Source organism: Actinomadura rubrisoli (assembly GCF_004349215.1).
GTDB lineage: Bacteria > Actinomycetota > Actinomycetes > Streptosporangiales > Streptosporangiaceae > Spirillospora > Spirillospora rubrisoli.
Window position 1 is genome coordinate 1 of sequence record NZ_SMKU01000471.1, and the last position, 5,853, is coordinate 5,853.

Sequence of the window (5,853 nt, forward strand, 5' to 3'; positions counted from 1 at the left end):
CCGCGACCAACGAGATCTACACGAGCCTTATCGTCGGCAGCTTCAGATGTGTATAAGGGACACCCTCCCCCCGCACCGTGAAGGCGGGAACCCCGACCGCCTAGAGGAACGCCCGGTCACCGACGCGCCTGAGGTCGCGCCGCCCGTCCGCGGGCGAAAGCGCGACATGCCCCGGAAGCGCGACACCTTCGGCACCGCCGACCCGTGGAGCCCCCGGCCCAGCGGGGACCACGGGGGTGAAACCGCGGCGAACGACCGTTTCGCGCGGGAGTCGGAGGTGCGTTCTGTGAAAGTCGAGGTATTCGAGCGGATCGATCAGGTCGGGCGGAAGCGTTGGGACGACCTGGTGGTGACATCGGGAGCGCCGGTGTTCTACCGGTCGGAGTTCCTCGCGGCGTTCGAGAAGGTGCCGCTGCACGGGTCGCAGCGGCGGGCCTACGTGACGGGAAGCGATCGTGCCGGCGCGTTACGCTTCGCACTGCCCGTGCATGTGATGCGCGGTGTCGACCCGATGCGGGTGCTGGCCGACCATTTCCCGGCGCGCGCGGACGAGACGGTGCTGCTCAGCCATGTGTGGCACTGCTACGACACCTGGCTCCCGTCCGATGGCCTCGACGCCGAGGTGGTCGACGCGGCGGTCGGGGCGCTGCGCGACGTCGCGGCCGAGGCGGGCGCGTCGGCCTTCGGCTTCGTGAACGTCGAGGCGGACGGGGCGCTCGCCCGCGCCCTCGACGAGGCCGGCGTGCCGGGCGCCGACATCGACCGGCGCTTCAACGCCGATGTGTCGTCCTTCGGCGACCTGGACGACTACCTGGCGACGCTGGACGGCAAGCAGCGCCGGAACCTGCGGCGCTACCTGCGCCGGGCCGAGGACGCGGGCGTGACCACCACCATGATCGATCCCGCCGAGGGCGACCTCGACGGGTTCGTGGAGCTGGCGCGGGAGGGCGCGGCCAAGTACGGCAACGCCGACTACTACCGGCCCGGGGTGTTCCAGGAGTTCGTCCGGTCGCTCGGACCGGCGGCCCGGCTGCTGGAGATCAGGGTCGGCGGGTGCCTGGCGGGAGCGAGCATCGCGTTGCTGGACAGCCGCCGGGTGCACTGGTGGGCCTGCGGAAGCGACTACGAGGCGATCCCCATGGTGAGCCCGTTCTACCTGGCGTTCCTGAACATGCTCCGCGAGGCGATCGCCCGGGGCAGGCCGGTACTGGAGGTCGGCCGCCGCAACGAGGCGTTCAAGCTCAAGCACGGCCTGCGCGCCCGGACCGTCCGCGCCTACCTGGCCGACGTCGAGGAGGGGACGGCATGAGAGCACTGGTCAAGGAAGGCCCCCGCGCGGGCCTGCGCTGGGTGGAGGTGCCGAAACCCGCGCCCGGCGACGACGAGGTCCTGATCCGCGTGCTGAGCACCGGGATCTGCGGCACCGACCTGCACATCTACCAGTGGGACACCTGGGCGGGCGAGAACGTGCGGCCACCGGTCGTCCTCGGGCACGAGTTCGTCGGCGTCGTGGAGTCCGCGCCCGCCGGTTCCGGGCTGGCCGAGGGGACGCGGGTCAGCGGAGAGGGCCACCTGGCGTGCGGAGAATGCGGTACGTGCGTGTCGGGACGGCGCCACCTGTGCCCGAACAGCGCCGCCTTGGGGATCAGCCGCGACGGGGCGTTCGCCGAATACCTGACCCTGCCCGCGGTCAACGTGTGGTCGCATACGCAGCCCCTGCCGACGGAGACCGCCGCGGTCTTCGACCCGCTCGGCAACGCCGTCCACGCGGTCACCCACTTCGGCGTCACCGGCGAGGACGTGATCATCACCGGCGCGGGCCCGGTCGGGCTGATGTCGTCGGCGGTGGCGCGCTCCCTGGGCGCGCGGAACATCCTCGTCACCGAGCCGTCCGAGCCCCGCAGGAACCTGGCCGAGAAGATGGGCGCGACCCTCGCGGTGGACCTGGCGCCCGGCTCGGCGGACAGGGCCCGGTCCAGCCTGGGCATCGGGGACGGCTTCACCGTCGGCCTGGAGATGTCGGGCAGCGCGGACGGGCTGGACACCATCCTGGACCAGGCCGCGCCGAGCTGCCGCGTCGCCGCGCTCGGCCTGCCGTCCGACGGCCTGGAGATCGGCTGGTCGACCGTCGTCACCAAGATGATCACGCTGCAGGGCATCTACGGGCGGCGGATGTTCGCGTCCTGGCAGATGGTGGCCGGCATGCTGGCCGCCGGCCTGGACATCAGCCCGATGATCACCCACCGGTTTCCCTGCACCGACTACGAGCGGGCGTTCGCGGCCACCGCGAGCGGCGCCGCGGGCAAGGTCATCATGGATTGGAGCGAACCGTGCGCATCGGCATCGTAGGCGGAGGCATCGCCGGGCTCACCGCGGCGTGGCTGCTCGACCCCGAACACGAGGTGACCGTCCTGGAGGCCCGCGAGAGCGTGGGCGGCCATGCCGACAGCGCCGAGGTCGCGCTTCCCGGTGGCGGCACCATGCACGCCGACCTGGGGGCCCAATACATCTCACCTGTGGGTTTCCCCGCCCACGGCAAGCTGCTGGCCGCGCTGGGCCTGGCCGGCGACCGGCTGGCCCCGGCGCCGGTGACGCTGGCCGTCACCAACGCGGCGAGCGGGACCGCGCCGCTGCTGGTGAGCCCGCACGCCCCCGATCCGGGGCGCAGGCCGGTGCTGGGAAGCGCGTGGCGGGCGCTCAACGACCTGCTGGTCGCGGCCGCGGAGTTCAAGGCCGCGGGCGGCGCGTGGGACGTCCCGCTCGCCGACCTCATCGAGCCGCTCCAGGTCCCGCGCGTCCTCAAGGACCGGCTGCTCTACCCGCTGGTGGCCTACATCACCTGCTGCGCCAACGAGGAGGCGCCCGAAGTCTCGGCCCGTGCCGCCACCGACTTCTACCTGGCCGTCGCACCAGAGGCCGAAGACCACGCGCCGGTCTGGGCCAACCCGTCCGGCGGCATGCAGGAACTCGCCCGGAAGCTCTCCGCCGGCCTGCGCGGCACGGTGCGCACCGGCGCCCCCGCCGCCACCCTCCGCAAGCAGGGCGAGCACCTCCATATCGGCGACGGACGCGGCGGCGAGACCATCGTGGACCGGGTCGTCCTCGCCACCCAGGCGCCCGCGGCCGTCTCGCTGCTGTCCCACCTGGCCGGTACCGCGCCGCTGCGGCTGCTCCTCGCCCGGTTCGCCTACACCCAGGCGGTCGTCGCGCTGCACCGCGACCCGGCCTACATGCCCGCCGTTCGCCGGCACTGGTCGGTGGTCAACCTGGAGGTGCACGACGGCTGGGCCGAGGCGAGCAACTGGTACGGGCCCGTCCACGGCGCGCAGGTGTTCAAGAGCTGGATCACCTACCGCGACGCCCCGCCCGCTGACCTCATCGCCTCGCGCTCGTTCGATCACCTGGTCGTCACCCCCGCCGCCGTCCGGGCCCGCGCCCGGCTTTCCGAGCGGCAGGGACAGGGCGGCATCTACCACGCCGGAAGCCATCTGACCGGGATCGACAGCCAGGAGAGCGCCGTCGGCTCGGCGATCGACGTCGCCCGCCGGATCGATCCCGCCGGCCGGCGGCTCAAGGAGGTCTCATGAGCGGCAGGACCCGGTTCGACCGGCTGGCCAAGGTCTACGAGGACCTGGCCGCCACGCCCTTCCGCCGCCACCTGGAGATGCCGAGCGTGTTCGCCGCGCTCGGCGACGTGCGCGGCTCCGCCGTGCTCGACCTCGGCTGCGGCGCCGGGGACTACGCCCGCGCCCTCGCCCGGCGCGGCGCGACCAAGGTCGTCGGCCACGACCGGTCGCTCGGAATGATCGAGCACGCCCGCGGACGTGAGCGGACCGCTCCCCTGGGAATCCGGTACATCACCGATGAGCTGCGCGCCGACCTCCATCACGCCTTCGACGTCGTCCTGTCGGTGTATGTGATGCCCTACGCCACCACCAGGGACGAGCTCGCCGGAATCTGCGCGAGCGCCGCCTGGCTGCTGCGCCGGGGCGGGCTGTTCGTCACCCTTCCCATCCATCCGGACTTCCCCTACGACGAACCCGACTACTACCGCCACTACGGCTTCCGCATGTACAGCGGCGACCGGCCCGCCGACGGAAGTCCCGTCACGCTGGAACTCCTGTGCGGCGGCCATCAGGAGAGCGTCACGGCCCGCTACTGGAGCCACGAGGCCCTCGCCGGCGCGCTCTCCGATACCGGGTTCACCGAACTGGCGTTCCCTCCCTTCCAAGTGACGCCCGCAGGGGTCAGGGAACAGGGCCCCGACTTCTGGGACGGCTATCTGACCCGTCCCCACGCCACCATCATCGCCGCCAGGTCGCACGGTGCCTGAACGCCTGCTCGGAGGCGGGCACGGCTCCGGACGCACCGCACCGCGGGCACGGCCAGGTGGGCGTGCCCGCGGTGCGGGACGGGCGGTCAGAACTTGAAGCAGTCCGCGTACTGGAGCTGCCCGGCGAGGGTCGCGGGAACGCGGCCGCCCGCGTTGCGCCGCACCTGCGCCGCTTCGGTCTCATGCGGGGTGGTGGTCTTGCAGGACGTCGGCGAGCTGTGACCGGACATCAGGTAGTCGCAGCGTCCGTTGCGGTTGTCGGGCAGCCCGAGGGTGTGCGCGAGTTCGTGCGCGGCGATCCTGGGCGGGTAGAAGCCGTCGTTGACCGCTTGGCGTCCCATGTAGACGGTGCCCCGGCCGAAGCCCTGGGGAATGGCGCGCGGCCAGCCGTTGTCGGCGTACACCTTGATGGTGGCCTGCGCCCCGGTCGCGGGCTTGAGCTCGATCGCCGGCACGGCCTTGTTCCATGCGGCGGCGCCTTCGTCGACGGCCGCCTTGAACTCCTGGGCCTGGCTGGCGTCGTAGTAGATCGTGCGGACCGCGACGGGGGCCGCGGCCGACGCGGAACCGATGGCCGGCGCGGGCAGCGCGAAGGCCAGCCCGAGGGTGACGGCCAGCGCCGTCAGGATCTTGCGGAAGGACATGGGGAGCTCCTGCGAGACGAGGGATGGATCAGCTGCCGATTTGCTGGTTGATCCAGGACAGGTACGGCGCGATGCCGGTGTAGAGCGTGGTGGTCGCGCACTCGCCCCGGTTGTCGCCCGGGCCGTGCGTCTCGCCGACGAGCGTCCAGTCGCCGCGGGTGCCGGTGACCGCGGGCCCACCGGAGTCGCCGTGGCAGGCCGAGTGCGTCCGGTCGCCCGAGACGCAGACGTCGTTCGCGGTGCCGCCGCCGGCCCGGCAGTTGCCGCTGGGCAGGATGGTCAGGTCGATCTCCTGGAGGGTGGTGGCGTTCCTGCAGCTCGGCCAGCTCATGCAGCCGAAGCCGAGCAGCCGCACCGGGGTGTTCGGGGCGGGGTTGGACTGCGCCATCTTCACCGGGGCCAGCGTGGAGGGCGAGGACAGGTGCATCAGGGTGAGGTCGGTGCCCGGCCTGTTGACGCGCCGGTCGATCTGGCGGACCTCGCCACCGGAGCTCTTGGCGGTCGAGCCGATCCGGCCCGACGACGCCGAGCCGCAGTGGGTCGCCGTGACGATCCACTGGGGTGCGACCAGGCTGCCGCCGCAGCCGTTGCTCATCGCGACCATCCAGGAATACGTCTCGGTGGCGTTGCGCCCCCCGATGATCGGCTGGCCGCCGCCGGGAGCGGGAGGCACGGCGGCGTTCGCGGCGGGCGCACCATACATCGCAAGAGCGAGGGCGCTCGCGCCCAGCGTCGCTTGCATCAGCTTGCGCATGGCAATTTCTCCTGTTGGAAGTTCATGGACCACCGACGGTGCGGGTGGTCGGGCATGGCGTTGACGAGCCATGAGGTTCGGGGGCTGGGGGCTTCGCCTCTCATCGGCGGCCGCGGCCATGC

General features: G+C 72.1%; 6 protein-coding genes. 4 read left to right on the forward strand and 2 right to left on the reverse strand.

Annotation, left to right across the window (positions count from 1 at the left end; genetic code table 11):
* The first annotated feature begins 286 nt into the window (after window positions 1-286).
* Genes E1298_RS43165 through E1298_RS43180 form a run of 4 tightly spaced genes read left to right on the forward strand, consistent with a single transcriptional unit; the run spans window position 287 to window position 4,333 of the window.
* A complete protein-coding gene (locus E1298_RS43165) occupies window positions 287-1,309 on the forward strand; it encodes a GNAT family N-acetyltransferase (protein WP_165975939.1) in 1,023 nt (340 codons plus the stop codon).
* Window positions 1,306-2,349, forward strand: a complete 1,044-nt coding sequence (tdh, locus tag E1298_RS43170) for an L-threonine 3-dehydrogenase (RefSeq protein ID WP_131903178.1) — start codon at window positions 1,306-1,308, stop codon at window positions 2,347-2,349. The genes E1298_RS43165 and tdh overlap by 4 nt, the downstream gene beginning before the upstream one ends.
* Window positions 2,331-3,587, forward strand: coding sequence for an FAD-dependent oxidoreductase (locus E1298_RS43175; protein ID WP_165975940.1), 1,257 nt, complete (start codon window positions 2,331-2,333; stop codon window positions 3,585-3,587). The genes tdh and E1298_RS43175 overlap by 19 nt, the downstream gene beginning before the upstream one ends.
* Window positions 3,584-4,333 carry a class I SAM-dependent methyltransferase gene (locus E1298_RS43180; RefSeq protein ID WP_131903180.1) on the forward strand — a complete coding sequence of 250 codons (750 nt, stop codon included), beginning with the start codon at window positions 3,584-3,586 and terminating at the stop codon, window positions 4,331-4,333. The genes E1298_RS43175 and E1298_RS43180 overlap by 4 nt, the downstream gene beginning before the upstream one ends.
* A gap of 86 nt (window positions 4,334-4,419) precedes the next feature.
* Here the strand turns inward: E1298_RS43180 and E1298_RS43185 are convergent, their stop codons facing one another.
* Both E1298_RS43185 and E1298_RS43190 read right to left on the reverse strand, forming a co-directional pair.
* Window positions 4,420-4,977 carry a snapalysin family zinc-dependent metalloprotease gene (locus E1298_RS43185; protein WP_131903181.1) on the reverse strand — a complete coding sequence of 186 codons (558 nt, stop codon included), beginning with the start codon at window positions 4,975-4,977 and terminating at the stop codon, window positions 4,420-4,422.
* A 28-nt stretch (window positions 4,978-5,005) separates the two neighbouring features.
* Window positions 5,006-5,731: a S1 family peptidase gene (locus E1298_RS43190; RefSeq protein WP_131903182.1), complete on the reverse strand. Its 726-nt coding sequence runs from the start codon at window positions 5,729-5,731 to the stop codon at window positions 5,006-5,008.
* Window positions 5,732-5,853 lie beyond the last annotated feature (122 nt).